General features: G+C 64.1%; 23 protein-coding genes. All 23 read left to right on the forward strand.

All coding sequences use genetic code 11. The features are described 5' to 3' along the window. The first annotated feature begins 81 nt into the window (after positions 1–81). A complete protein-coding gene (locus tag LXE91_RS05355; RefSeq protein ID WP_021160426.1) occupies positions 82–861 on the forward strand; it encodes an ABC transporter ATP-binding protein in 780 nt (259 codons plus the stop codon). Then, a complete protein-coding gene (locus tag LXE91_RS05360; RefSeq protein ID WP_039351472.1) occupies positions 858–1,613 on the forward strand; it encodes an ABC transporter ATP-binding protein in 756 nt (251 codons plus the stop codon). The genes LXE91_RS05355 and LXE91_RS05360 overlap by 4 nt, the downstream gene beginning before the upstream one ends. Positions 1,614–1,690: 77 nt before the next feature. Beyond that, positions 1,691–2,890, forward strand: a complete 1,200-nt coding sequence (locus LXE91_RS05365) for an ABC transporter substrate-binding protein (RefSeq protein ID WP_039351470.1) — start codon at positions 1,691–1,693, stop codon at positions 2,888–2,890. Between the two features lie 128 nt (positions 2,891–3,018). Beyond that, positions 3,019–3,903 (forward strand): branched-chain amino acid ABC transporter permease, encoded by an 885-nt coding sequence (locus tag LXE91_RS05370; protein ID WP_011350508.1) that lies wholly within the window; start codon positions 3,019–3,021, stop codon positions 3,901–3,903. Continuing rightward, the gene (locus LXE91_RS05375) at positions 3,903–4,877 is read left to right on the forward strand and encodes a branched-chain amino acid ABC transporter permease (RefSeq protein ID WP_039351467.1); all 975 of its coding nucleotides are present in this window, start codon (positions 3,903–3,905) and stop codon (positions 4,875–4,877) included. The genes LXE91_RS05370 and LXE91_RS05375 overlap by 1 nt, the downstream gene beginning before the upstream one ends. A gap of 1,075 nt (positions 4,878–5,952) precedes the next feature. Beyond that, positions 5,953–7,110: an ABC transporter substrate-binding protein gene (locus LXE91_RS05380; RefSeq protein ID WP_039351464.1), complete on the forward strand. Its 1,158-nt coding sequence runs from the start codon at positions 5,953–5,955 to the stop codon at positions 7,108–7,110. Between the two features lie 208 nt (positions 7,111–7,318). Then, a complete protein-coding gene (locus LXE91_RS05385; protein ID WP_039351461.1) occupies positions 7,319–8,374 on the forward strand; it encodes a branched-chain amino acid ABC transporter permease in 1,056 nt (351 codons plus the stop codon). A gap of 4 nt (positions 8,375–8,378) precedes the next feature. Continuing rightward, positions 8,379–10,163: a branched-chain amino acid ABC transporter ATP-binding protein/permease gene (locus LXE91_RS05390; RefSeq protein WP_046196265.1), complete on the forward strand. Its 1,785-nt coding sequence runs from the start codon at positions 8,379–8,381 to the stop codon at positions 10,161–10,163. Next, positions 10,163–10,918: an ABC transporter ATP-binding protein gene (locus LXE91_RS05395; protein ID WP_039351459.1), complete on the forward strand. Its 756-nt coding sequence runs from the start codon at positions 10,163–10,165 to the stop codon at positions 10,916–10,918. Before LXE91_RS05390 ends, LXE91_RS05395 begins: the two co-directional genes overlap by 1 nt. A gap of 603 nt (positions 10,919–11,521) precedes the next feature. Beyond that, on the forward strand, positions 11,522–13,492 hold the full coding sequence (gene mnmG, locus LXE91_RS05400; RefSeq protein WP_039351456.1) for a tRNA uridine-5-carboxymethylaminomethyl(34) synthesis enzyme MnmG: 1,971 nt from the start codon (positions 11,522–11,524) through the stop codon (positions 13,490–13,492). Next, positions 13,489–14,175: a 16S rRNA (guanine(527)-N(7))-methyltransferase RsmG gene (gene rsmG, locus LXE91_RS05405; protein WP_039351453.1), complete on the forward strand. Its 687-nt coding sequence runs from the start codon at positions 13,489–13,491 to the stop codon at positions 14,173–14,175. Before mnmG ends, rsmG begins: the two co-directional genes overlap by 4 nt. Before the next feature lie 56 nt (positions 14,176–14,231). Then, positions 14,232–15,011 carry a ParA family protein gene (locus LXE91_RS05410; RefSeq protein WP_039351450.1) on the forward strand — a complete coding sequence of 260 codons (780 nt, stop codon included), beginning with the start codon at positions 14,232–14,234 and terminating at the stop codon, positions 15,009–15,011. A 31-nt stretch (positions 15,012–15,042) separates the two neighbouring features. Next, positions 15,043–15,936 carry a ParB/RepB/Spo0J family partition protein gene (locus LXE91_RS05415; RefSeq protein WP_039351447.1) on the forward strand — a complete coding sequence of 298 codons (894 nt, stop codon included), beginning with the start codon at positions 15,043–15,045 and terminating at the stop codon, positions 15,934–15,936. 10 nt (positions 15,937–15,946) lie between these two features. Continuing rightward, entirely contained in the window at positions 15,947–17,077 is a 1,131-nt protein-coding gene (locus tag LXE91_RS05420) for an SLC13 family permease (RefSeq protein ID WP_039351445.1), read from the forward strand. A gap of 568 nt (positions 17,078–17,645) precedes the next feature. Further along, a complete protein-coding gene (locus LXE91_RS05425) occupies positions 17,646–18,170 on the forward strand; it encodes an ATP synthase subunit I (RefSeq protein ID WP_039351442.1) in 525 nt (174 codons plus the stop codon). A 109-nt stretch (positions 18,171–18,279) separates the two neighbouring features. Further along, the gene (atpB, locus tag LXE91_RS05430; RefSeq protein WP_039351439.1) at positions 18,280–19,131 is read left to right on the forward strand and encodes a F0F1 ATP synthase subunit A; all 852 of its coding nucleotides are present in this window, start codon (positions 18,280–18,282) and stop codon (positions 19,129–19,131) included. Between the two features lie 75 nt (positions 19,132–19,206). After that, positions 19,207–19,476 carry a F0F1 ATP synthase subunit C gene (gene atpE, locus LXE91_RS05435; RefSeq protein WP_006482730.1) on the forward strand — a complete coding sequence of 90 codons (270 nt, stop codon included), beginning with the start codon at positions 19,207–19,209 and terminating at the stop codon, positions 19,474–19,476. A 129-nt stretch (positions 19,477–19,605) separates the two neighbouring features. Then, positions 19,606–20,076, forward strand: a complete 471-nt coding sequence (locus LXE91_RS05440) for a F0F1 ATP synthase subunit B (RefSeq protein WP_039351436.1) — start codon at positions 19,606–19,608, stop codon at positions 20,074–20,076. Positions 20,077–20,078: 2 nt separating this feature from the next. Beyond that, a complete protein-coding gene (locus LXE91_RS05445; protein WP_011350524.1) occupies positions 20,079–20,618 on the forward strand; it encodes a F0F1 ATP synthase subunit delta in 540 nt (179 codons plus the stop codon). A 44-nt stretch (positions 20,619–20,662) separates the two neighbouring features. Continuing rightward, positions 20,663–22,204 (forward strand): F0F1 ATP synthase subunit alpha, encoded by a 1,542-nt coding sequence (atpA, locus tag LXE91_RS05450; RefSeq protein ID WP_021160444.1) that lies wholly within the window; start codon positions 20,663–20,665, stop codon positions 22,202–22,204. Positions 22,205–22,273: 69 nt separating this feature from the next. Next, on the forward strand, positions 22,274–23,149 hold the full coding sequence (gene atpG / locus LXE91_RS05455; protein WP_039351431.1) for a F0F1 ATP synthase subunit gamma: 876 nt from the start codon (positions 22,274–22,276) through the stop codon (positions 23,147–23,149). 66 nt (positions 23,150–23,215) lie between these two features. Continuing rightward, entirely contained in the window at positions 23,216–24,610 is a 1,395-nt protein-coding gene (gene atpD / locus LXE91_RS05460) for a F0F1 ATP synthase subunit beta (protein ID WP_011350527.1), read from the forward strand. Between the two features lie 150 nt (positions 24,611–24,760). Further along, on the forward strand, positions 24,761–25,186 hold the full coding sequence (locus LXE91_RS05465) for a F0F1 ATP synthase subunit epsilon (protein ID WP_006477288.1): 426 nt from the start codon (positions 24,761–24,763) through the stop codon (positions 25,184–25,186). The last annotated feature ends 226 nt before the right edge of the window (positions 25,187–25,412 follow it).

A 25,412-nucleotide genomic window follows, 5' to 3' on the forward strand; every position in this document is an offset into this window, starting at 1 on the left:
CCCGCTCATCCGCTGACCTGTTTCGCGGACGCTTCTCGCGAATCTTCCCGGTGCATCGCCTGACTTCGTACGGAAGGGAACATGATTCTCGGCGACACGATTCTGGAAACACGCGGACTGACGAAGGAATTCAGGGGTTTCACGGCCGTCAACGGCGTGAACCTGCGTGTGCGTCGGGGTGCGATCCATGCGCTGATCGGACCGAACGGCGCGGGCAAGACGACCTGCTTCAACCTCCTCACCAAATTCCTGACGCCGACGGCCGGCCAGATCGTCTTCAACGGCATCGACATCACCGACGAGCGGCCCGCGCAGGTGGCCCGCCGCGGCATCATCCGCTCGTTCCAGATCTCGGCTGTCTTCCCGCACCTGACCGCGCTGCAGAACGTGCGCATCGGGCTGCAGCGCGCGCTCGGCACCGAATTCCATTTCTGGCGCAGCGAACGCACGCTGAAGCGGCTCGACGACCGTGCGATGGACCTGCTCACGCAGGTCGGCCTCACCGATTTCGCGCAGGTGCCGACCGTCGAGCTCGCATACGGCCGCAAGCGCGCGCTGGAGATCGCGACCACGCTCGCGATGGAGCCCGAACTGATGCTGCTCGACGAGCCCACGCAGGGGATGGGCCACGAGGACGTCGATCGCGTGACCGCGCTGATCAAGAAGGTCGCGAGCGGCCGCACGATCCTGATGGTCGAGCACAACATGAACGTGATCGCGGGTATCTCCGACACGATCACCGTCCTGCAACGCGGCGAGGTGCTGGCCGAAGGCTCGTACGCGGAAGTGTCGAAGAATCCGCTCGTCATCGAGGCCTACATGGGCAGCGCCGACGCGGCGCTCGCGGGGGCGCACGCATGAAGCACAGCGAACGGGAGGAACGCGAATTGAGCGGCGTCGAAAGCGGTACGCCCGCGCTGGAGATCACGGGCCTGGAGGCCTGGTACGGGGAATCCCACATATTGCACGGTGTCGACCTGACGGTGCATCGCGGTGAGGTCGTCACGCTGCTCGGCCGCAACGGCGCGGGCCGCACGACGACGCTGCGCGCGATCATGGGCCTGACGGGCCGCCGCAGCGGGTCGATCAAGGTCGCGGGCAACGAGACGATCGGCCTCGCGACGCACCGCATCGCGCATTACGGCATCGGCTACTGCCCGGAGGAGCGCGGGATCTTCTCGAGCCTGTCGTGCGAGGAGAACCTGATGCTGCCGCCGCTGATCGGGCCGCGCGAGCACGCGATGCCGATCGACGAGATCTACGCGATGTTCCCGAACCTCGCGTCGCGCCGGCAAAGCCAGGGCACGCGGCTGTCCGGTGGCGAGCAGCAGATGCTCGCGGTCGCGCGGATCCTGCGCACCGGCGCGAACCTGCTGCTGCTCGACGAGATTTCCGAAGGCCTCGCACCGGTAATCGTGCAGGCGCTGGCGCGGATGATCGTCGCGCTGAAGGCGCGCGGCTACACGATCGTGATGGTCGAACAGAATTTCCGCTTCGCCGCGCCGCTTGCCGACCGGTTCTACGTGATGGAGCACGGCAGCATCGTCGAACATTTCCAGGCGGCCGAACTGGAAAGCAAGATGCCGACCCTGCACGACCTGCTCGGGGTGTGACGCCGCCCCGTTTGCCTTGCCGCTAGCCGTGGCGGCCCTCGAACAACCACAACGCATCAGAACAACAGGAGACGTCAATGAAAATGAAGACCCTCGCACAGGCCTGCCTCGCGCTCGCGAGCGCCGCGTTCACCGCCGGCGCAGCACACGCGGCGGATACCGTGAAGATCGGCTTCATCACCGACATGTCGGGGCTTTACGCGGATATCGACGGGCAGGGGGGCCTCGAGGCGATCCGCATGGCGGTGGCCGACTTCGGCGGCAAGGTGCTCGGCAAGCCGATCGAGGTTGTTTACGCGGATCACCAGAACAAGGCCGACATCGCCGCGTCGAAGGCGCGCGAATGGATGGACCGCGGCGGCCTCGACCTGCTGGTCGGCGGCACGAACTCGGCCACCGCGCTATCGATGAACCAGGTCGCGGCCGAGAAGAAGAAGGTGTACATCAACATCGGCGCGGGCGCCGACACGCTGACCAACGAGCAGTGCACGCCGTACACGGTCCACTATGCGTACGACACGATGGCGCTCGCGAAGGGCACCGGTTCGGCGGTGGTGAAGCAGGGCGGCAAGTCGTGGTTCTTCCTGACGGCCGACTACGCGTTCGGCAAGGCGCTCGAGAAGAACACGTCGGACGTCGTGAAGGCGAACGGCGGCCAGGTGCTCGGCGCGGTGCGCCACCCGCTGTCGGCATCGGATTTCTCGTCGTTCCTGCTGCAGGCGCAATCGTCGAAGGCGCAGATCCTCGGCCTCGCGAACGCGGGCGGCGACACGATCAACTCGATCAAGGCCGCGAAGGAGTTCGGCATCACGAAGACGATGAAGCTCGCCGCGCTGCTGATGTTCATCGACGACGTACACAGCCTCGGGCTCGAGACGACGCAGGGCCTGGTGCTGACCGACAGCTGGTACTGGAACCGCGATGCGGCGTCGCGCCAGTGGGCGCAGCGCTACTTCGGAAAGATGAAGAAGATGCCGTCGAGCCTGCAGGCGGCCGACTACTCGTCGGTGACGACCTACCTGAAGGCGGTCCAGGCCGCCGGCACGACCGACTCCGACAAGGTGATGGCCGAGCTGAAGAAGATCAAGATCAACGACTTCTACGCGAAGGGCTACATCCGCACGGACGGCAGCATGATCCACGACATGTACCTGATGGAAGTGAAGAAGCCGTCGGAATCGAAGGAGCCGTGGGACTACTACAAGGTGCTCGCGACGATTCCGGGCGAGCAGGCGTTCGGGACCAAGCAGGAAACGCGCTGCGCGTTGTGGAAGTAGGCAGGGCGTAGCGGCGCGCGCGGGCGCGCCGCTCGGTGGCGGCTGCGGCGATGTGCCCGCTGCGCCGCCCGCGCGTGCGACGCTTGAAAGTTGCGCACGCAACGACACTCATTCTGACGGCTAAGTCGATGGAAATCTTTGGCATTCCGTTGCCGGCGATGCTGAGCCAGTTGCTGCTCGGGCTCGTCAACGGCTCGTTCTACGCGATCCTGAGCCTCGGGCTCGCGGTGATCTTCGGGCTGCTCAACGTGATCAACTTCGCGCACGGCGCGCTGTTCATGCTGGGCGCGATGCTCGCGTGGATGGGCCTGTCGTACTTCGGGCTGCCGTACTGGGCGATGCTCGTGATCGCGCCGCTGGTGGTCGGCGCATTCGGGATCCTGATCGAGCGCTCGATGCTGCGCTGGCTGTACAAGCTCGATCACCTGTACGGGCTGCTGCTCACGTTCGGGCTCACGCTGGTCGTCGAAGGTGTGTTCCGGTCGATCTACGGCTCGTCGGGCCAGCCGTACGACGTGCCGTCGCAGCTGTCCGGCGCCACCAACCTCGGCTTCATGTTCCTGCCGAACTACCGCGCGTGGGTCGTCGTCGCGTCGCTCGCGGTGTGTCTCGCGACGTGGTTCGTGATCGAGAAGACGCGCCTCGGCGCGTACCTGCGTGCGGGCACCGAGAACCCGAAGCTCGTCGAGGCGTTCGGCGTGAACGTGCCGATGATGATCACGCTCACCTACGGCTTCGGCGTCGCGCTCGCCGCGTTCGCTGGCGTGCTGGCCGCGCCGGTGATCCAGGTCTCGCCGCTGATGGGCCAGCCGATGATCATCACCGTGTTCGCGGTGGTCGTGATCGGCGGGATGGGCTCGATCCTCGGCTCGATCGTCACGGGCCTGCTGCTCGGCGTGATCGAGGGTTTCACGCGCGTGTTCTACCCCGAAGCGTCGGCCACCGTCGTGTTCGTGATCATGGCGATCGTGCTGCTGTTCCGCCCGGCAGGCCTCTTCGGCAAGGAAAAATGATGCAGAGAAAAGTGCTCTACGGCGTGCTGCTCGCCGCACTGCTCGCCGCGCCGTTCATCGGCGCATACCCGGTGTTCGTGATGAAGGTGCTCACGTTCGCGCTGTTCGCGGCCGCGTTCAACCTGCTGATCGGCTATACGGGGCTGCTGTCGTTCGGCCATGCGATGTTCCTCGCGACCGCCGGCTATGCGACCGGTTATTCGATGCAGACGCTCGGTTTCACGCCCGAGCTCGGCGTGCTGGTCGGTACCGTTGCCGCGACGCTGCTCGGGCTCGTCGTCGGGCTGTTCGCGATCCGGAGGCAGGGCATCTACTTCGCGATGATCACGCTCGCGTTCGCGCAGATGGTCTACTTCATCTACCTGCAGGCGCCGTTCACGCATGGCGAGGACGGGCTGCAGGGCGTGCCGCGCGGCCACCTGTTCGGGCTGCTCGACCTGTCGAACGACGTCGCGCTGTACTACGTCGTGCTCGCGGTGGTGGTCGCCGCGTGCGCGTTCATCGTGCGGGTCGTGCATTCGCCGTTCGGCCAGGTGCTCGTCGCGATCAAGGAGAACGAAGCGCGCGCGATCTCGCTCGGTTACGACACCGACCGCTTCAAGCTGCTCGCATTCATCCTGTCGGCGGGCATCGCGGGGCTGGCCGGCTCGCTGAAGGTGCTGGTGCTCGGTTTCGAGACGCTGTCGGACGCGTACTGGACGATGTCGGGCCTCGTCGTGCTGATGACGCTCGTCGGCGGGATGGGCACGCTGTTCGGGCCGCTGCTGGGCGCGGCACTGATCGTCGCACTGGAAGACCGGCTCGGCGACATCGGCGAATGGCTCGCATCGACGACGGGCGTCGCGTGGTTCCATTCGCTCGGCGAATCGGCGACGATCGTCACGGGGCTGATCTTCATCGCGTGCGTGCTGGCGTTCCGGCGCGGCATCGTCGGCGAGATGGTCGCGCGGATCAAGCCGCTCAGGGCGTCCTGAATGCGTGCTGCGCGCGTCACCGGGCGTTGATGCGAAGCACCATCCTGCATGCTCCGGAAGGGCGCAGGAGCGGGCTCGGGCCGGTGCCGTGAGGCAGACTAGTGCCCCATTTCCGTGCGGCGATGCACCATAGGGGTAAATGCTAAGTTGCCGTGGTGCTTAAGCCTCTTTAAGATTCACTCTAGTTCTGATGCACCGCGAAACGAATTTGCAGGTGGAGAACGAGGAGACAATCGAGGCACAAAGTGCCCGGACCCCAAAGCGCTGTTGGACGGAATCCAACAGCGCTTTTTCATTTGCGTGCACGGATTTCCCTCGATGGTGCACCGGCCTGCGCGATCATCCTGTCGTGCGCCTGCATTCGCACCGCCTCTCTTCCGCGCTTCGCGCCGTCCCTTCGTTTTTTCCTGTTCCGGTTGTTCGTTCGCGGACAGCGCGCTGTTGCGCGCATGCCGTCCGGGCTTACCCGGTTGGCGTGCGCGAAACGCGTCCGTTACACTCAGCTTTCGCCGACCGCGCGGTCGGGAAAACGGTCGGCAGTTCTCCTACAAGCAGAATGCAGAAGAGGGAGTACGGTTGGATGAGCAGCGCAGGACGATGGTTCGGGGCAGGAGAGGCGGCGGGTGCCGTTCGTTCGCCGTGGGGAAGGGGGCAGCTCGTCGCGGCTTTCCCGAGCTGTTCCACGGCCTGTATGCCCGTTCCGGCGCCATCGCAGGTCGTTGCGTTCGCATCCATACCCGCTGCCTCATGAGCCGCCGGCTTTCCGACGTTTCACCGCTTGTCCATCCGGTCGCATCAGGCCGGATCGGTGTGCGTTCCCGCTATCGTTGCGCTCGCATCGATCTCCCGCACGATCCTGCATTTCTTCGCCTTCTTCATCGCGACGACATTGCCATTGCGCATCGTGACGGTCGAACGACCGTTGCGGCCGGCATGCGGCGCATGGGTGCGGCATTTCACGGGAAAACGAGCATGGGCGTGGCCGGGCGGGATAATTAAGATATTAACTTGTTTGGGGACCGGGAGCCGCCGAGCGACCCGTGGTTTTTTCGAGCAGCGTTTGGAGACAACGTAAATGAAGATGAATCGATGGATGGAGGCGCTGCTTGCCGCGGGCCTCGTGTGCGCGGCGGCAACGGCGTCGGCGCAGGTGAAGATCGGCGTGACGCTGTCGGCCACCGGGCCGGCCGCATCGCTCGGGATTCCGGAGAAGAACACGATCGCGCTGCTGCCGAAGGAAATCGCCGGCAAGAGCGTGCAGTACATCGTGCTCGACGACGCATCCGACACGAGCCGCGCGGTGCAGAACGTGCGCAAGCTGATCGATGAAGATCACGTCGACGCGATCATTGGCTCGTCCGTCACCCCGAACTCGCTCGCAATGCTCGACCCCGTATCGCAGGGCAAGACGCCGACGATCTCGCTCGCGGCGAGCGCCCAGATCATCTCGCCGATGGACGCGAAACGCGCATGGATGTTCAAGGTGCCGCAGAACGACCAGCTGATGGCTGACGCGATCGCCGGCTACATGGCGAAGCACGGCGTGAAGACGGTCGGCTTCATCGGTTTCGCCGATGCGTACGGTGACAGCTGGTACAAGACGTTCGATGCGGCGGCGGCGAAGAACGGGCTGAAGCTGGTGTCGAACGAGCGCTTCAACCGGACCGATGCGTCGGTGATGGGGCAGGTGCTGAAGCTGATGGGCTCGAATCCGGATGCGGTGCTGATCGCCGGCTCGGGCACGCCGGCGGCGCTGCCGGCGAAGACGCTGAAGGAGCGCGGCTACAAGGGTAAGGTGTACCAGACGCACGGCGTCGCGAACAACGACTTCCTGCGCGTGTGCGGCAAGGATTGCGAAGGCGAGATCCTGCCGGCCGGCCCGGTGCTCGTGACCGACCAGCTGCCCGATTCGAACCCGGTGAAGAAGCCGGCGCTCGGCTACAAGGCCGCGTACGAGAAGGCGTACGGCGCGGGCTCGCTGGCGACGTTCGGCGGCCACGCGTGGGATGCGGGGCTGCTGCTGCAGCGTGCGATTCCGGAAGCGCTGAAGAAGGGCCAGCCGGGCACCGAGGCGTTCCGCGAGGCGCTGCGTGCGTCGATCGAGAACGTGAAGGACCTGCCCGTATCGCACGGCGTGATCAACATGACGCCGACCGACCACAACGGCTTCGACACGCGTGCGCGCGTGATGGTGCAGATCGTCGACGGCAAGTGGAAGCTGCAGGCCGAATAAGCGTCACGTGAAACCGGCGTGCGCGGCGCGAATGGCGCCGTGCATGCCGCCGGCAGCGCGCCGGACCCGACCGGCCCGCGACCGTGCCCATGTCGTATGGAACCACCGGGGCTCGCTGCGTGGCGCGCGACGCGCCGATCTTGCGGCGCGTGCGCCCCGGCCGTTCCTGTCTTTCGTTTCTCCGCAGCATTCTCGATACACGAAACGTATGGATCTCTCGATTGCAGCGATCCTCGCGCAAGACGGCATCACGACCGGCGCCATATATGCATTGCTGTCGCTGGCGCTCGTACTGGTGTTTTCCGTCACGCGGGTGATCTTCATTCCCCAGGGCGAATTCGTCGCCTATGGTGCGCTGACGCTTGCCGCGTTGCAGGCGCAGAAATTTCCCGCCACCTGCTGGCTGCTGTTCGTGATGGGCATCGCGTGCTTCCTGCTCGAAGTCGGCGGCCTGATCCGGCATCGCGAACGGCGCCATCAGCTCGGACGCACGCTCGCGACACTCGGCAGCCGCTACATCCTGCTGCCGCTCGCAGTATTCGCGATCACGCGCAGCTTCGCCGCGCAGCCGCTGCCGATGCTCGCGCAGATCGCGCTGACGCTCGCGATCGTCGTGCCGATGGGGCCGTTCGTCTACCGGCTCGTCTACCAGCCGATCGCCGAAGGCACGACGCTGCTGCTGCTGATCGTGTCAGTCGCCGTCCACTTCGCGATGGTCGGCCTCGGGCTCGTGATGTTCGGCGCGGAAGGTTCGCGCACCAACGGCTTCTCTGATGCGTCGCTGTCGATCGGCGGCATGACCGTGTCGGTGCAGAGCATCCTGGTCGTCGTGACGGCGCTCGTGCTGATCGGCGCGCTCTACGTGTACTTCGGCCGCACGATCGCCGGCAAGGCGCTGCGCGCGACCTCGGTGAACCGGCTCGGCGCGCGGCTCGTCGGCATCGGCACGACCGAGGCGGGGCGGCTCGCGTTCACGTTCGCGGCGGGGCTCGGTGTGCTGTCCGGGATCCTCGTCGGCCCGCTGACGACGATCTACTACGACTCGGGCTTCCTGATCGGCCTGAAGGGCTTCGTCGGCGCGATCATCGGCGGGCTCGTCAGCTATCCGCTCGCGGCTGCCGGCTCGCTGCTCGTCGGCGTGCTCGAATCGTATTCGTCGTTCTGGGCGAGCGCCTACAAGGAGGTGATCGTGTTCACGCTGATCATTCCGGTGCTGCTGTGGCGGAGCTTCGCGACGCCGCACGCGGAAGAGGAAGAGGAGTGATGCGATGAAGACGATGGTACGCAACAAGACCTTCTGGGTATTTCTCGTGGTGCTGTTCGCGCTGCCGGTACTGCCCGGCGCGCTACAGGTGCCTGAATACTGGATCACGCTGCTGAACTACATCGGCCTCTACGCGATCGTCGCGATCGGGCTCGTGCTGCTCACGGGCGTCGGCGGGATGACGAGCTTCGGGCAGGCCGCGTTCGTCGGCATCGGCGCCTACGCGACCGCGTTCCTGACGACGCGCTATGGCGTGTCGCCGTGGCTCGCGCTGATCGTCGGCGTCGTGCTGACGGCGCTCGTCGCGCTCGTGCTCGGGGCGGTCACGATGCGGCTGTCCGGCCACTTCCTGCCGCTCGGCACGATCGCGTGGGGCCTCGCGCTGTTCTACCTGTTCGGCAATCTCGAACTGCTCGGCAAGTACGACGGGATCAACGGTATTCCGGCGCTGAACCTGTTCGGCATCACGCTCGAAAGCGGCCGCAGCCTGTATTTCCTGATCTGGGCCGTCGTGCTGGCTGCAATCGTGTCAGTGCAGAACCTGCTGAACAGCCGCCCAGGCCGAGCGATCCGTGCGCTGCGCGGCGGCGGCGTGATGGCCGAGGCGATGGGCGTGAACACCGCGTGGATGCGCGTCGTGATCTTCGTCTATGCGGCCGTGCTCGCGGCCGTATCGGGCTTCCTGTACGCGCACCTGCAGCGTGCGGTGAACCCGACACCGTTCGGGCTGAATCACGGGATCGAGTTCCTGTTCATGGCCGTGGTCGGCGGGGTGTCGCACGTGTGGGGCGCAGTGCTTGGCGCGGCGATCCTGACCGTGCTGCAGGACTACCTGCAGACGCTGCTGCCGAAGCTGCTCGGCTCGGAAGGCAACTTCGAGATCATCGTGTTCGGCGTGTTGATGGTGCTGCTGCTGCAGTACGCGCGCCAGGGCGTGTGGCCGTTCGTCGCCAGGCTGTTCCCGCACGGGCCGCGTGCGCATGTGCCCGAGCATGCCGATCCGTTGCCGCAACGCGCGAAGCCTGCGGCCGGCGAGCCGCTGCTCGTCGTCGACAACGCGCGCAAGCAGTTCGGCGGGCTCGTGGCCGTCAACGATGTCAGCTTCGACGTGAAAGCGGGGCAGATCATCGGGCTGATCGGCCCGAACGGCGCCGGCAAGTCGACCACGTTCAACCTCGTGACGGGCGTGCTGAAGCCGACGGGCGGCACGATCACGTTCCGTGGCGAGCGCATCGATGGGCTCACATCGCGCCAGATCGTCCGCCGCGGCATCGGCCGGACGTTCCAGCACGTGAAGCTGTTGCCGGCGATGACGGTGCTCGAGAACGTCGCGATCGGCGCGCACCTTCGTGGCCATACGGGCGTGTGGCGCAGCGTCGCGCGGCTCAATGCCCATGAGGAAGCGCAATTGCTGGCCGAGGCCGCACAGCAGATCCGCCGCGTCGGGCTCGAGAAGCACATGTACGACGAAGCGGGCAGCCTCGCGCTGGGCCAGCAGCGGATTCTCGAAATCGCGCGCGCGCTGTGCTGCGACCCGACACTGCTGCTGCTCGACGAGCCGGCCGCCGGGCTGCGTTACCAAGAGAAGCAGCAACTCGCCGACCTGCTGCGGCGGCTGAAGGCGGAAGGCATGAGCGTGTTGCTCGTGGAACACGACATGGATTTCGTGATGAATCTCACCGACCGGCTGGTGGTGATGGAGTTCGGCACGCGGATCGCGGAAGGGCTGCCGCAGGACGTGCAGCAGGATCCGGCGGTGCTCGAAGCGTATCTGGGCGGGGTGGAGTGATGACGGACACGACGATACCGATTCTCGAAGTGCGCGGGCTGGCGGTCCGATACGGGAAGGTGGAGGCGCTGCACGGCACGGCGATCAAGGTCGGTGCGGGGCAGATTGTCAGCGTGATCGGACCGAACGGAGCCGGCAAGTCGACGCTGCTGAACGCGGTCATGGGCGCACTGCCGGTGAACGGGCATGCGTCGGGCGCGGTCGTGTATCGCGGTCACGACGTCGGTGCGTTGCCGGTCGAGCAGCGCGTCGCGCGCGGGATGTGCCTCGTGCCGGAAAAGCGTGAGCTGTTCAGCACGATGACGGTTGAGGACAACCTCGTGCTGGGCGCGTATCGGCGCAAGCTGGCCGGTGAGGCGAACTTCCTCGACCAGCTCGATCACGTGTTCGCGTTGTTTCCTCGGCTGAGGGAGCGACGCAGGCAGGCGGCCGGCACGCTGTCCGGCGGCGAGCGGCAGATGCTCGCGGTTGGCCGCGCGCTGATGGGCAAGCCCGACCTGCTGATGCTCGACGAGCCGAGCCTCGGCCTGGCGCCCCTGATCGTGAAGGAGATCTTCCATATCATCAGCGCGTTGCGCGGGACGGGTGTGGCGACGCTGCTGATCGAGCAGAACGCGCGGGCTGCGCTACAGATCTCCGACTACGGCTATGTGCTGGAGACGGGCGAGTTTGCGCTGGAAGGGCCGGCGGCGGAACTCGCGCAGAATCCGCGCGTGATCGAAACCTACCTCGGGCTGGCGAAGAAAACGGCTTGATCGGTGGCGCGGTTGGCGGGAAATGGGCGGCGTGTTTCACGTGAAACACGCCGCTTTTGTTTTCGGGGCGAGATGTGATGTCGATGCATCGACGGTTAATAACCAGGGGATAAGTACCGGAGGAACCATCAAAAAGCTCTGTGCAGCGGCGGCGGGTCGCGAGATATCCACAGTGCAGATGGCGATCCTGGTTGTCGTTCGGAGTTGATCGGTCGTTCCGCTGGCCGACGATGTACGGCGTCACAGGGGATAAGTGCCGAGCGAATCGACGGAAATTCTGTGCGGAAGGGGGCGGATGGTTTGCACAGGGTATTTCCTCAGGGTGTTGGGGGCGGGGCACAGGCCTCGAACGTGTTGTGTGTTCCACGTGAAATTTCCCGCCAAATGGATCGCTGCACAGGCGCAGCGATGTGCGGAGGGCGGGCCGGAGGCTTCGCAGGCGTGGGCGCTGAACCACAGATTCGTCGGTTCGCCACCGAAAAATCGCCGAAATGCACAGACCCTACCATTCGGACGGCATTCGGGCGAAAAGCGAACCCGCTATAATTCGCCCCATACATTTCTCAGATAGGTTCGTGCGCAGTCCTGCGGACGGAATCCACCATGCTTTTTCCCACAGAATTTGACGTCATCGTCGTCGGTGGCGGTCATGCCGGCACCGAAGCTGCGCTGGCGTCCGCCCGTATGGGCGCAAAGACACTGCTGCTGACCCACAACATCGAAACGCTTGGGCAGATGAGCTGCAATCCGTCGATCGGCGGTATCGGCAAGGGCCATCTGGTCAAGGAAGTCGATGCGCTGGGCGGCGCAATGGCCGCCGCGACGGACGAGAGCGGTATTCAGTTCCGGATCCTCAATTCGTCGAAGGGCCCGGCTGTGCGCGCGACGCGTGCGCAGGCCGATCGCATCCTGTACAAGGCCGCGATCCGTCACCGGCTCGAGAACCAGCCGAATCTCTGGCTGTTCCAGCAGGCCGTCGACGACCTGATGGTCGAAGGCGATCGCGTGGTGGGCGCCGTTACGCAGATCGGCATCCGCTTCCGCGCCCGTGCGGTCGTGCTGACCGCCGGTACGTTCCTCGACGGCAAGATCCACGTCGGCCTGAACAACTACACGGGCGGTCGCGCGGGCGATCCGGCGGCCGTGTCGCTGTCGTCGCGCCTGAAGGAGCTGAAGCTGCCGCAGGGCCGCCTGAAGACGGGTACGCCGCCGCGTATCGATGGCCGCTCGATCGATTTCTCGCAGCTGACCGAACAACCGGGCGATCTCGATCCGATCCCGGTCTTCTCGTTCCTCGGCCGAGCGGAGCAGCATCCGCAGCAGCTGCCGTGCTGGGTGACGCACACGAACGAGCGCACGCACGACATCATTCGTGGCGGTCTCGACCGTTCGCCTATGTATACAGGCGTGATCGAAGGCGTCGGGCCGCGCTATTGCCCGTCGATCGAGGACAAGATTCACCGGTTCGCGTCGAAGGAGTCGCACCAGATCTTCCTGGAGCCGGAAGGGCTGACGACCAACGAGTTCTATCCGAACGGGATCTCGACGAGCCTGCCGTTCGATGTCCAGCTCGAGCTCGTGCATTCGATGCGCGGCCTCGAGAACGCCCATATCCTGCGCCCCGGCTATGCGATCGAGTACGACTACTTCGACCCGCGTGCGCTGAAGGCGTCGCTGGAGACGAAGGCGATCAACGGGCTGTTCTTTGCGGGCCAGATCAATGGGACGACCGGCTATGAAGAGGCGGCCGCGCAGGGTCTGCTGGCCGGCCTCAATGCGGGCCGCTACGTGCAGGAGAAGGACGCCTGGTGCCCGCGCCGTGACCAGGCCTACCTTGGCGTGCTGGTCGACGATCTCGTGACGCGTGGCGTGGCCGAGCCATACCGGATGTTCACGAGCCGCGCCGAGTATCGCCTGAGCCTGCGTGAAGACAATGCCGACATGCGCCTGACCGAGATCGGCCGCGAACTGGGGCTCGTCGACGACGCGCGCTGGGACGCATTCAGCCGGAAGCGCGACGCTGTTTCACGTGAAACCGAACGCCTGAAGTCGACGTGGGTCACGCCGAAGACGTTGCCGGCGGAAGAGGCGACCGCGCTCCTCGGCAAGGCGATCGACCACGAATACAGCCTCGCCGAGTTGCTGCGCCGCCCGGGGATCAGCTACGACGGCGTGTGTGGACTGAAGGGCGGCGAATGCGGCCCGGCTGAGCCGCTGGCCGACGATCCGGTGATGCTCGAGCAGATCAAGGAGCAGGTCGAGATCGGCATCAAGTATCAGGGCTATATCGAGCGCCAGGCCTCCGAGATCGAACGCAACGACGCGAACGAGAACACGCGCCTGCCGGACGGTATCGATTACCGCGAAGTCCGCGGCCTGTCGTTCGAGGTGAGCCAGAAGCTCAACGAGTTCCGGCCGGAAACGATCGGGCAGGCGTCGCGCATCTCGGGTGTCACGCCGGCAGCGATCTCGCTGCTGATGGTGCACCTGAAGCGCCGCGGCCTGGGGCGCCGTAATGGCACTGCCATAGAGGCAACGGAGCAGGGGGACGGCGCCGTCCCGACGCAACAATGACGGCGCGTCGCGCGCCGGCGGTTAATCGGGACGTACTGGAACAGATGCTCGTCGAAGGCACGACGGCGCTCGACCTCGCATTGACGGATGCACAGCGCAACCAGCTGCTCGACTATGTCGCGCTGCTCGGCAAGTGGAACGCGGTCTACAACCTGACCGCGATCCGCGACCCGAAGCAGATGCTGATCCAGCACATTCTCGATTCGCTCTCCATCGTCCCGCATCTGCGTGGCCCTGCATCGGCCCGCGTGCTCGACGTTGGCTCGGGCGGCGGGTTGCCGGGTATCGTGCTGGCGATCGTCGAGCCCGACTGGCTGATCACGCTGAACGATATCGTGCATAAGAAGTCTGCATTCCAGACTCAGATGCGTGCGGAGCTGAAGCTCGCGAACCTGTCGGTGGTCACCGGTCGGGTCGAATCGCTTCAGCCCGGCGTCGAAGTGCCGGAAAAATTCGACATGATCGTATCCCGCGCTTTCGCGGATCTATCCGACTTCGTTAAACTTGCTCGACATCTGGTCGCGCCGGGCGGATCGATCTGGGCGATGAAGGGCGTCCATCCGGACGACGAGATTGCGCGATTGCCGGAGGGCAGCCGCGTGAAGCAGACGATACGGCTGGCGGTTCCGATGCTCGATGCCGAACGGCATCTGATCGAAGTGGCCGTCGACGAAGCGAATTGAAGGGCCGGCGCGCAGTAGCGCGCCGTTTGTTTGAAGGTAAAGGGAACACACCAACGATGGCAAAGATCTTCTGCGTTGCGAACCAGAAGGGGGGCGTCGGCAAGACGACGACATCGGTCAATCTCGCCGCAAGCCTTGCAGCGCAGGAGCAACGAGTCCTGCTGATCGATCTCGACCCGCAGGGTAACGCGACGATGGGCAGCGGAATCGACAAGGCTGCCTGCGAAGCGACCGTGTACGAGGTGCTGGTCGACGGCGTGTCGGTGACCGACGCGCGTATCCGCCCGGACGGCGTCACCTACGATGTGCTGCCTGCGAACCGCGAGCTGTCCGGTGCCGAGATCGAACTGATCAGCATCGACAACCGCGAGCGCCGGCTGAAGGCTGCGCTCGAGCGCGTGGCCGACGACTACGACTTCGTGCTGATCGACTGTCCGCCGACGCTGTCGCTGCTGACGCTGAACGGGCTGTGCGCGGCGCACGGCGTCGTGATTCCGATGCAGTGCGAGTACTTCGCACTGGAAGGGTTGTCGGACCTCGTCAACACGATCAAGCAGGTTCACGCGAACATGAACCGCGACCTGAAGATCATCGGCTTGCTGCGCGTGATGTTCGATCCGCGCATCACGCTGCAGCAGCAAGTCTCCGATCAACTGAAAGCGCACTTCGGCGACAAGGTGTTCGACGCGGTGATTCCGCGTAACGTTCGCCTGGCGGAAGCGCCGAGTTACGGGCTGCCGGGCGTCGTGTTCGACCGCAGCTCGCGTGGTGCGCAAGCGTATCTCCAGTTCGGTGCCGAAATGATCGACCGCGTTCGCGCGTTCGAGGTGTCGTGATCCGGACATGAGCGAAGCGAGGAAGAAAGACATGAACGCGGTACCAAAGAAGAAGGGCTTGGGACGTGGCCTCGAAGCGCTGCTCGGCGGCAGTGCCGATATCACCGAAGCGGTGAAGATCGAAGGGGCGCCGAACACGCTCGCGCTCGGCAAGCTGCAGGCCGGCAAGTACCAGCCGCGTACGCGGATGGACGAGGGCAGCCTGCAGGAGCTCGCGGCAAGCATTCGCGCGCAGGGCGTGATGCAGCCGATCCTGGTACGGCCCATTTCGTCAGACAAATACGAGATCATCGCGGGTGAGCGCCGTTTCCGTGCGGCGCGCCTGGCCGGTCTCGATGAAGTGCCGGTGCTCGTGAAGGACGTATCGGATCAGGCCGCCGCGGCGATGGCGCTGATCGAGAACATCCAGCGCGAGGATCTGAACCCGCTTGAAGAAGCCCACGGTATCCAGCGTCTGCTCGACGAGTTCGGTTTCACGCACGAACAGGCGGCCGAATCGGTCGGCCGTTCGCGCAGCGCGGTATCGAACCTGCTGCGCCTGCTGAACCTGGCTTCGCCGGTGCAGACGATGCTGCTGGCCGGTGATCTCGACATGGGGCATGCGCGCGCGCTGCTCGCCGTCGATGCGGCCACGCAGATCACGCTTGCCCATCAGGTCGTCAACAAGCGCATGTCGGTGCGTGAGACCGAGAAGCTCGTCACGCACACGACGAAGGAAGTGCCGGCCGTGAAGGCGCGCGCGAAGGACGATGGCGGTCGCGATACGCGCCGTCTCGAGGAAGAGTTGTCCGACCTGCTTGCGTCAACGGTGAAGATCAAGCTCGGCCGCCGCGGGCGAGGGCAGGTGACGATCGACTTCGGCAACCTCGACGCGCTCGAAGGCATTCTCGCGCGACTGCGCGGCAACGTCGCAACCGAAGAATAAAGGGCGGCGCATGGAGGAGACGGGCGCACCGGCGCCGCGCCGGTGGTTGGGGTGGCTTGCGCAGGAGCCCGTGCTATCGGTGCTCGTGCTTGGGTTGATTGTGCTGCAATGGGTGCGTCCGCAACCATTTTCCGTATTGGCCGATCGCGTCGACTGGCAGACGGTTGCGACGCTTGCGGGCCTGCTGATGCTGACCAAGGCGCTCGAATTGTCCGGTTGCCTGATGTGGCTTGCACACCGCATCGTGCATCACGTGCACTCCGAACGCGGGCTCGCGATGCTGCTCGTCGGGTTCGCCGCGTTGCTGTCGATGTGGCTCACCAACGACGTCGCGCTGTTCGTCGTCGTGCCGCTGATGGTGTCGTTGCGCGCGCTGACGCCACTGCCGTTCCGGCGGCTCGTGATCGTCGTCGCGCTGGCCGTCAACGCGGGGTCCGTCGCGACGCCGCTCGGCAATCCTCAGAATCTCTTCCTGTGGCAATTGAGCGGCGTGTCGTTCGGCCGTTTCGTGGTGACGCTCGGCCCGCTCGCGCTCGCGCTGATGGCGCTGCTGCTCGTGCTGACCGCGTGCGCGTTTCGTGCGAAACCGCTCGACCTGTCCGGCGACGTCGTCGCCGTTCCCGTACAACGCATGCATGCGCTGATCGCGGCAGTGCTGTTCGCGGCATTCGTGCTGCTCGCCGATGCGCACCATCCGCTGCCCGGCCTGCTTGCCGTCGCGATCGTGCTGCTCGTCGTCAAACGTGACGCAGTCCTGAAGATCGACTGGCTGCTGCTGCTGATCTTCGTGCTGATGTTCGTCGTGCTGCGCAGCGCGGCGGCGCTGCCCGTCATCCATGACGCGATTGCGCATGCGAATCTCGATTCACCGCTGCGCATCTTTGCAGCCGGTGCCGTGCTGTCTCAGGGCATCAGCAACGTGCCGGCCGCGATCCTGCTGTCGGAGTTCACGCATGACTGGCGTGCGCTAGCATTCGGCGTATCGGTCGGCGGATTCGGTTTCGCGATCGGCTCGCTTGCGAACCTGATTGCGGTGCGTCTCGCGAAGGAGCCGCGCATGTGGCTGCCGTTCCACCTGGTCTCGATTCCATTCGCGCTCGCCAGCGCGGCACTTGGCGCGTGGCTGCTCGTTCACGGTTGAGCGATGCCGGTGCGCGTGGCACAGGCGTGCCATTCGGGTGGCGGGGAGGGTGCACAGCATTCGCGTTGGTGCGGGGCTGTTGATAAGTGCCGCAATCCACAGTCGCTCGACTGTGGTGGCATGACAACTGATTGGATGATGCGCTGCGTCAGCGTCGGTCCGGATGTCATGCATCCGACGTGGCCGGGTGGTCACAGTGTTTCGCCTGCTCGGGGCTTCGTGCCGAGCCCGAGGCTGGAGCCGCGTCACAGCGCGGGTTCTGGGCGGCGGTCGTGACGCCCCGCCGGCGCCCGCGCCGGGCATCGTTTCCTCGCGATTCCCTCGTCGCCGCATTTTTTCGGGCAAGAAATACCGGTGCAAAAAAGCGACCTTACAACTGTCATCGTACGTCGTCGAATCGCAGCTTTTTTCACATGATGAGGCGTCGTTTTACGCAGGTTTTTGTCGCGTCTAAAGCCTTGAATCACTTGCAACTATCGCTTACAATCGCCCGGATTTGTTAGCTAGGCACCCCTGAAAGCTTTCAGAAAGCTTGGGGCCGGGTTCAAGGATTTTGCGGAAGATTGCGATGGCGGGTCAGGCGCCGGACGACAGGCACGATGATCAGCGCACGCAACGCACCGCTTCAGCGGCCGGCGAGCGGCGCGAATTCGATGATGACTGGGATGCCGAGCAGCAAGATAACAACATCGTTCCGCTCACGCGGGCAGAAGCCGAAAAGCTGTTCGGCCCGAACGTGAGCAAGCCCTCGCGCGTGACCCCTTATAAGGTGGTATTCGCGCAAGTGGTTCTGTCCCTGGTTGCAACGCTGGCGTGGTGGCTGTTTTCGAAGTCGCCGGGCGCCGCTGCGCAATCCGCGTTTCTGGGCGGAGCGATTGGCTGGGTGCCCAGTGCGGTATTCGTGGCACGACTGAAGGCAGGTGGCTCGGCCACCGTGATGAGCTGGGTGATGGGCGAAGCCCTGAAACTCGCTCTGACGATCGGGATGTTCGCAGCAGTGGCGTTCGGCTGGTCCGGCGTGCACTGGGTGCCGTTCCTCGTCACGTACCTCGTCGTGCTGAAAACGTACTGGATCGCGCTGGCCTGGCGGTAAGGAACAAGCAGCGTGCGGTTTCGACAACGAACCGCACCGGCCCGTTCCCGCAATAGCGTGTTGCGGAACTGGCGAAACGATTTTCGACAATTTGGGTGGCATTAACGATATGGCAGCTAGCGAAGGCACGCGCGGTCCGGATCCGTCCGAGTACATTGCGCACCACTTGCAGAATTTCTCCACCTCGCATCAGACGTCGATTTTCGACATCCACGTCTGGAATCTCGACACGCTGTTCTGGTCGATCGTTTGCGGCATCGTGACGATCCTCCTGCTGCGTCTGGCTGCCCGCAAGGCGACGTCGGGCGTGCCGGGCCGTTTCCAGTGCGCGATCGAGATGCTCGTCGAGATGGTCGAAGACCAATCGAAGGCCATCGTCCACGGCAATCGTACCTTCATCGCTCCGCTCGCGCTCACGGTGTTCGTGTGGGTCGCGCTGATGAACTCCCTCGACTTCCTCCCCGTCGACCTGCCGGGCCGCGTGATCGGCCTGCTCGGTCTGTCGGACGTGATTTCCCACCATCGCATCGTCCCGACGGCCGACCTGAACGGCACGCTCGGCATCGCGCTCGGCGTGTTCGTCCTGATGATCTACTACAGCATCAAGATCAAGGGCGCGGGCGGCTTTGTGCATGAGCTGCTGTCGGCACCGTTTGGCGCCCACCCGCTGCTGTGGATCCCGAACCTCGCGCTCAACATCGTCGAATACCTCGCGAAGACCGTCTCCCTCGGTATGCGGTTGTTCGGCAACATGTACGCGGGTGAGCTGTTGTTCCTGTTGATCGCCCTGCTCGGCAGCATGTGGAGCTTCGGTGGCGACGCAACGTTCCTCGGCTTCGTTGGTCACGTGATCGCGGGTAGCGTCTGGGCAATCTTCCACATCCTGATTGTTCTGTTGCAGGCATTCATTTTCATGATGCTGACGCTGGTGTATCTCGGCCAAGCGCACGACAAGCACTAAGCGCGGCGTGCAAGAAAGAGTTTCCGTTTTAGTTTTTTAAATCTCAGTTCCAAGTCTTTTCACAAAGGAGTGATCATGCAAGCTTACATCGCCAACATCCAAGGTCTGACCGCCATCGGTATCGGCATCATCATCGGCCTGGGTGCAATCGGCGCCTGTATCGGTATCGCGCTGATGGGTGGTAAGTACATCGAAGCCTGCGCACGTCAGCCGGAACTCATCAACCCGCTGCAAACGAAGATGTTCCTGCTGGCTGGTCTGATCGACGCGGCATTCCTGATCGGCGTGGGTGTTGCAATGCTGTTCGCGTTCGCGAACCCGCTCCTGTCGAAGCTCGCAGGCTAAGGTTCCTCGGAAATTTGCGTCCGGCGCAAGCCGGCGCAGGGCGGAACGGAGACTTGGGGCGCTGATCGAATGCAACTCGATGAGCGCCTTACCGTTTCATTTTTCCGGAATAGCAGATAAGGAAACACCGTGAATCTCAACGCAACTCTGTTTGCGCAAATGGTCGTGTTCCTGGTCCTCGCGTGGTTCACGATGAAATTCGTGTGGCCGCCGTTGATCAACGCCCTCGACGAACGTTCGAAGAAGATCGCCGACGGCCTCGCCGCCGCCGAGAAGGGCAAGGCAGAACTCGACGCAGCGCACAAGCGCGTGGACCAGGAACTCGCGCAGGCCCGCAATGACGGCCAGCAGCGCATCGCCGACGCTGAAAAGCGTGCCCAGGCGGTCGCCGAGGAAATCAAGGCCAACGCCCAAGCTGAAGCCGCCCGCATCATCGCCCAGGCGAAGGCGGAAGCAGAACAGCAAATCGTGAAGGCGCGCGAAGCGCTGCGTGGCGAAGTCGCTACGCTGGCCGTGAAGGGCGCCGAGCAGATCCTGAAGCGCGAAGTCGATCAAACGGCCCACGCCCAACTGCTGAATCAACTGAAAGCCGAGCTCTGATCATGGCCGAACTTGCAACCATCGCCCGCCCTTACGCAGAAGCGCTGTTCCGCGTGGCCGAGGGCGGTGACATCGCCGCCTGGTCCACGCTCGTGCAAGAGCTGGCCCAGGTTGCGCGTCTGCCGGAAGTCCTGTCGGTCGCGTCGAGCCCGAAGGTGACGCGCACGCAAGTAGCCGAGTTGCTGCTTGCTGCGGTGAAGTCGCCGCTCGGAGCTGGCGCCGAAGCGAAGAACTTCGTGCAGATGCTGGTCGACAATCATCGCATCGCGCTGCTGCCGGAAATTGCCGAGCAGTTCGAGGCGCTCAAGAACGAACGTGAAGGTGCAGCCGACGCCGAGATCGTGAGCGCGTTCCCGCTGAACGGCGCGGATCTCGAGAGTCTCGTCTCGGGCCTCGAACGCAAGTTCAAGCGCAAGCTGAAACCGACGGTCGCAGTCGATTCGTCGCTGATCGGCGGCGTGCGCGTGACGGTCGGCGACGAAGTGCTCGACACCTCGGTTCGCGCGCGCCTCGCATCGATGCAGGCTGCGTTGACCGCCTGAGCGCCACGCCGGCACGCAACAGAATTGACTATCAGGAGCGAATAATGCAACTCAATCCCTCTGAGATCAGCGAGCTGATCAAGAGCCGGATCCAGGGCCTTGAAGCGAGCGCAGACGTTCGCAACCAGGGCACCGTGATCTCCGTGACCGACGGTATCGTGCGTATCCACGGCCTGTCGGACGTGATGCAGGGCGAAATGCTCGAGTTTCCGGGCAACACGTTCGGCCTCGCGCTGAACCTCGAGCGCGACTCGGTCGGCGCGGTGATTCTCGGCGAATACGAACACATCTCGGAAGGCGACATCGTCAAGACGACGGGGCGCATTCTCGAAGTCCCGGTTGGCCCGGAACTCGTCGGCCGCGTGGTCGACGCGCTCGGCAACCCGATCGACGGCAAGGGCCCGGTCAACGCGAAGCTGACCGACGCGATCGAAAAGATCGCCCCGGGCGTGATCTGGCGTAAGTCGGTGTCGCAGCCGGTGCAGACGGGCATCAAGTCGATCGACGCAATGGTGCCGATCGGCCGTGGCCAGCGTGAGCTGATCATCGGCGACCGTCAGTGCGGCAAGACCGCGGTGGCGCTCGACGCGATCATCAACCAGAAGGGCAAGGACCTGATCTGTATCTACGTCGCGATCGGCCAGAAGGCTTCGTCGATCATGAACGTGGTTCGCAAGCTCGAAGAAACGGGCGCGATGGAATACACGATCGTCGTCGCCGCTTCGGCTTCGGATTCGGCAGCGATGCAGTACCTCGCACCGTACGCCGGCTGCACGATGGGCGAATACTTCCGCGACCGCGGTCAAGATGCGCTGATCATCTATGACGACTTGACCAAGCAAGCGTGGGCATACCGTCAGATCTCGCTGCTGCTGCGCCGCCCGCCGGGCCGTGAAGCGTACCCGGGTGACGTGTTCTATCTCCACTCGCGTCTGCTCGAGCGTGCTGCTCGCGTGTCGGAAGAGTACGTCGAGAAGTTCACGAACGGCGAAGTGAAGGGCAAGAGCGGTTCGCTGACGGCACTGCCGGTCATCGAAACGCAGGCTGGCGACGTGACCGCGTTCGTTCCGACGAACGTGATCTCGATTACCGACGGCCAGATCTTCCTGGAAACCGACCTGTTCAACGCAGGCATCCGCCCGGCAATCAACGCCGGCGTGTCGGTGTCGCGAGTCGGTGGCGCCGCTCAGACGAAGGTCGTGAAGAAGCTGTCGGGCGGTATCCGTACCGACCTCGCGCAGTACCGTGAACTGGCCGCATTCGCGCAGTTCGCATCGGACCTCGACGAAGCGACCCGCAAGCAGCTCGAGCGCGGCCGCCGCGTGACGGAACTGCTGAAGCAGCCGCAGTACCAGCCGCTGCAGGTGTGGGAACTGGCCGTGTCGCTGTACGCCGCAAACAACGGCTACCTCGACGACCTCGACGTCAAGCAAGTGCTGTCGTTCGAGAAGGGCCTGCGCGAAAACCTGAAGACCAGCCACGCTGACCTCATCAAGCGCATCGAAGACACCAAGGATCTCTCGAAGGACGACGAAGGCGCACTGCGCTCGGCGATCGAATCCTTCAAGAAGTCCGGTGCCTATTGATCCGCGAGTGACACACTGAGGCCGCGCGGGTGCTGATGCGCCCGCGCTGCTTCGGTCAAGGAGCAAGCTATGGCTGGAATGAAGGAAATTCGCGGCAAGATCAAGAGCGTGCAGAACACGCGCAAGATCACGAAGGCGATGGAGATGGTGGCCGCATCGAAGATGCGCCGCGCGCAGGAACGCATGCGCGCCGCTCGTCCGTATGCGGACAAGGTCCGTGCCATCGCCGCGCACATGAGCCGCGCGAACCCCGAGTACCGCCACCCGTTCATGGTGGCGAACGAAGGCGCGCAGACGGCCGGCATCATCCTCGTCACGACGGACAAGGGGCTATGCGGCGGTCTGAACACCAACGTGCTGCGTGCGACGGTGCAGAAGTTCAAGGAGCTGGAAGAGAAGGGCCAGAAGGTCGAAGCCACCGCGATCGGTAGCAAGGGCCTCGGGTTCCTGAACCGCTTCGGCGCGAAGGTGATGTCGCAGGTCGTGCACCTCGGCGACACCCCGCACCTGGACAAGCTGATCGGCGCCGTGAAGACGCAGCTCGATCTGTACTCGGAAGGCAAGCTGTCGGCGGTTTATATCGCTTACACGCGCTTCGTCAACACGATGAAGCAGGAAGCCGTGATCGAGCAGTTGCTGCCGCTGTCGTCGGAACACTTCGAAGCCGATGACGGTACGCCGGCCACGTCGTGGGACTACATCTACGAGCCGGACGCGCAGGCAGTCGTCGACGAACTGCTCGTGCGTTACGTCGAGGCGCTGGTGTACCAGGCCGTCGCGGAAAACATGGCGTCCGAGCAATCGGCGCGCATGGTCGCGATGAAGGCCGCGTCCGACAACGCGAAGACGGTGATCAGCGAACTGCAGCTCGTGTACAACAAGAGCCGTCAGGCCGCGATCACGAAAGAACTGTCGGAGATCGTCGGCGGCGCAGCCGCTGTTTAAGCGCGCGCCCGGGACGACAACTGCGCCTTTGCGCGAGTAAAGAATCAGGTATTTAAAGGAAAAGCGATGAGTACTGCTGCTTTGGTAGAAGGCAAGATCGTACAGTGCATCGGCGCCGTTATCGACGTGGAATTCCCGCGCGACAGCATGCCGAAGATCTACGACGCGCTTATTCTCGATGGCTCGGAACTGACGCTCGAAGTCCAGCAACAGCTGGGCGACGGCGTGGTCCGTACCATTTGTCTGGGTGCATCCGACGGCCTGCGCCGCGGCCTGACCGTGAAGAACACGGCAAAGCCGATCTCGGTGCCGGTCGGCAAGCCGACCCTCGGCCGAATCATGGACGTGCTCGGCCGTCCGATCGACGAAGCCGGCCCGATCGAAAGCGAAACGACGCGTTCGATCCACCAGAAGGCTCCGGCGTTCGACGAACTGTCGCCGTCGACCGAACTGCTCGAAACGGGTATCAAGGTCATCGACCTGATCTGCCCGTTCGCAAAGGGCGGCAAGGTTGGCCTGTTCGGCGGTGCTGGCGTGGGCAAGACCGTCAACATGATGGAGCTCATCAACAACATCGCGAAGGAACACGGCGGTTACTCCGTGTTCGCGGGCGTGGGCGAGCGTACCCGTGAAGGGAACGACTTCTACCACGAAATGAAGGACTCGAACGTTCTCGACAAGGTCGCGCTGGTGTACGGCCAGATGAACGAGCCGCCGGGCAACCGTCTGCGCGTCGCGCTGACCGGCCTGACGATGGCCGAGCACTTCCGTGACGAAGGCCTCGACGTGCTGTTCTTCGTCGACAACATCTACCGTTTCACGCTGGCCGGTACCGAAGTGTCGGCACTGCTCGGCCGTATGCCGTCGGCAGTGGGCTATCAGCCGACGCTGGCTGAAGAAATGGGCAAGCTGCAAGAGCGCATCACGTCGACCAAGAAGGGCTCGATTACGTCGGTCCAGGCCGTGTACGTCCCTGCGGACGACTTGACCGACCCGTCGCCGGCTACGACCTTCGGCCACCTGGACGCAACCGTCGTTCTGTCGCGTGACATCGCTTCGCTGGGTATCTACCCGGCGGTCGACCCGCTCGACTCGACGTCGCGCCAGATCGACCCGAACGTGATCGGTGAAGAGCACTACTCGATCACCCGTCGCGTCCAGCAGACGCTGCAGCGCTACAAGGAACTGCGCGACATCATCGCGATTCTGGGTATGGACGAACTGTCGCCGGAAGACAAGCTGTCGGTCGCACGCGCTCGTAAGATCCAGCGTTTCCTGTCGCAGCCGTTCCACGTTGCTGAAGTGTTCACGGGCTCGCCGGGCAAGTACGTGCCGCTGAAGGAAACGATCCGCGGCTTCAAGATGATCGTCGACGGCGAGTGCGACCACCTGCCGGAACAGGCGTTCTACATGGTCGGCACGATCGACGAAGCCTTCGAAAAGGCCAAGAAGATCTCGTAAGGATCGGGTGAGTCGCACGGCGCGTTCTAGTCGGGATTGGCAGTCGGACTGACAATCCCGGCCGGTCGCGCCGACCGCAACACGCTCAATCCGCCGTGCATGGGATCGGCGCAGGCGCGCAAGTGCCCGCTCCGATCGACAGGAGTCGATATGGCAACCATCAAAGTAGACGTCGTCAGCGCGGAAGAGCAGATCTTCTCGGGCGAGGCGAAATTCGTCGCGCTGCCGGGCGAAACGGGTGAGCTGGGCATTCTGCCGGGCCACACGCCGCTGATCACGCGGATTCGTCCGGGTGCGGTGCGCATCGAAGTCGAGGGCGGCAACGACGAATTCGTGTTCGTCGCGGGCGGCATTCTCGAAGTGCAGCCGGGCGCCGTGACGGTGCTCGCCGATACCGCGATCCGCGGCAAGGACCTCGACGCGGCGAAAGCCGAGGAAGCACGCAAGCGTGCCGAGGAAACGCTGCAGAACGCGAAGTCGGATCTCGACCTCGCGAAGGCGCAATCCGAGCTCGCGACCGCGATGGCGCAGCTCGAGGCGATCCAGCGTCTGGCGAAGATCCGCAGCCGGCACTGAGCCGCGCCGCGTATCCCGCGAAAGAAAGCAGCCTTCGGGCTGCTTTTTTTTCGCCCTCCGTTTTCGTCTGTTTTTTTGCGGGCCGGATCATTCCGTCCGGTCGTGCTATTTCATCCGTCCGCCGCGATTTGCTGTCAGAGTATCGTCAGCCGCGCGCGTCATCATCCGTGTCGAGGCCGTCCGTCGCGAATGCGCGGCGGAGGCGGGCGCCGCAAGCGCGCAGGCC

Origin of the sequence: Burkholderia contaminans, assembly GCF_029633825.1 — a bacterium.
Lineage (GTDB): Bacteria > Pseudomonadota > Gammaproteobacteria > Burkholderiales > Burkholderiaceae > Burkholderia > Burkholderia contaminans.

Coding starts and splice junctions, on each gene's coding strand:
- LXE91_RS05355 (WP_021160426.1), top strand. CDS start 82: ATGATTCTCGGCGACACGATTCTGGAAACACGCGGACTGACGAAGGAA.
- LXE91_RS05360 (WP_039351472.1), top strand. CDS start 858: ATGAAGCACAGCGAACGGGAGGAACGCGAATTGAGCGGCGTCGAAAGC.
- LXE91_RS05365 (WP_039351470.1), top strand. CDS start 1,691: ATGAAAATGAAGACCCTCGCACAGGCCTGCCTCGCGCTCGCGAGCGCC.
- LXE91_RS05370 (WP_011350508.1), top strand. CDS start 3,019: ATGGAAATCTTTGGCATTCCGTTGCCGGCGATGCTGAGCCAGTTGCTG.
- LXE91_RS05375 (WP_039351467.1), top strand. CDS start 3,903: ATGCAGAGAAAAGTGCTCTACGGCGTGCTGCTCGCCGCACTGCTCGCC.
- LXE91_RS05380 (WP_039351464.1), top strand. CDS start 5,953: ATGAAGATGAATCGATGGATGGAGGCGCTGCTTGCCGCGGGCCTCGTG.
- LXE91_RS05385 (WP_039351461.1), top strand. CDS start 7,319: ATGGATCTCTCGATTGCAGCGATCCTCGCGCAAGACGGCATCACGACC.
- LXE91_RS05390 (WP_046196265.1), top strand. CDS start 8,379: ATGAAGACGATGGTACGCAACAAGACCTTCTGGGTATTTCTCGTGGTG.
- LXE91_RS05395 (WP_039351459.1), top strand. CDS start 10,163: ATGACGGACACGACGATACCGATTCTCGAAGTGCGCGGGCTGGCGGTC.
- mnmG (WP_039351456.1), top strand. CDS start 11,522: ATGCTTTTTCCCACAGAATTTGACGTCATCGTCGTCGGTGGCGGTCAT.
- rsmG (WP_039351453.1), top strand. CDS start 13,489: ATGACGGCGCGTCGCGCGCCGGCGGTTAATCGGGACGTACTGGAACAG.
- LXE91_RS05410 (WP_039351450.1), top strand. CDS start 14,232: ATGGCAAAGATCTTCTGCGTTGCGAACCAGAAGGGGGGCGTCGGCAAG.
- LXE91_RS05415 (WP_039351447.1), top strand. CDS start 15,043: ATGAACGCGGTACCAAAGAAGAAGGGCTTGGGACGTGGCCTCGAAGCG.
- LXE91_RS05420 (WP_039351445.1), top strand. CDS start 15,947: ATGGAGGAGACGGGCGCACCGGCGCCGCGCCGGTGGTTGGGGTGGCTT.
- LXE91_RS05425 (WP_039351442.1), top strand. CDS start 17,646: ATGGCGGGTCAGGCGCCGGACGACAGGCACGATGATCAGCGCACGCAA.
- atpB (WP_039351439.1), top strand. CDS start 18,280: ATGGCAGCTAGCGAAGGCACGCGCGGTCCGGATCCGTCCGAGTACATT.
- atpE (WP_006482730.1), top strand. CDS start 19,207: ATGCAAGCTTACATCGCCAACATCCAAGGTCTGACCGCCATCGGTATC.
- LXE91_RS05445 (WP_011350524.1), top strand. CDS start 20,079: ATGGCCGAACTTGCAACCATCGCCCGCCCTTACGCAGAAGCGCTGTTC.
- atpA (WP_021160444.1), top strand. CDS start 20,663: ATGCAACTCAATCCCTCTGAGATCAGCGAGCTGATCAAGAGCCGGATC.
- atpG (WP_039351431.1), top strand. CDS start 22,274: ATGGCTGGAATGAAGGAAATTCGCGGCAAGATCAAGAGCGTGCAGAAC.
- atpD (WP_011350527.1), top strand. CDS start 23,216: ATGAGTACTGCTGCTTTGGTAGAAGGCAAGATCGTACAGTGCATCGGC.
- LXE91_RS05465 (WP_006477288.1), top strand. CDS start 24,761: ATGGCAACCATCAAAGTAGACGTCGTCAGCGCGGAAGAGCAGATCTTC.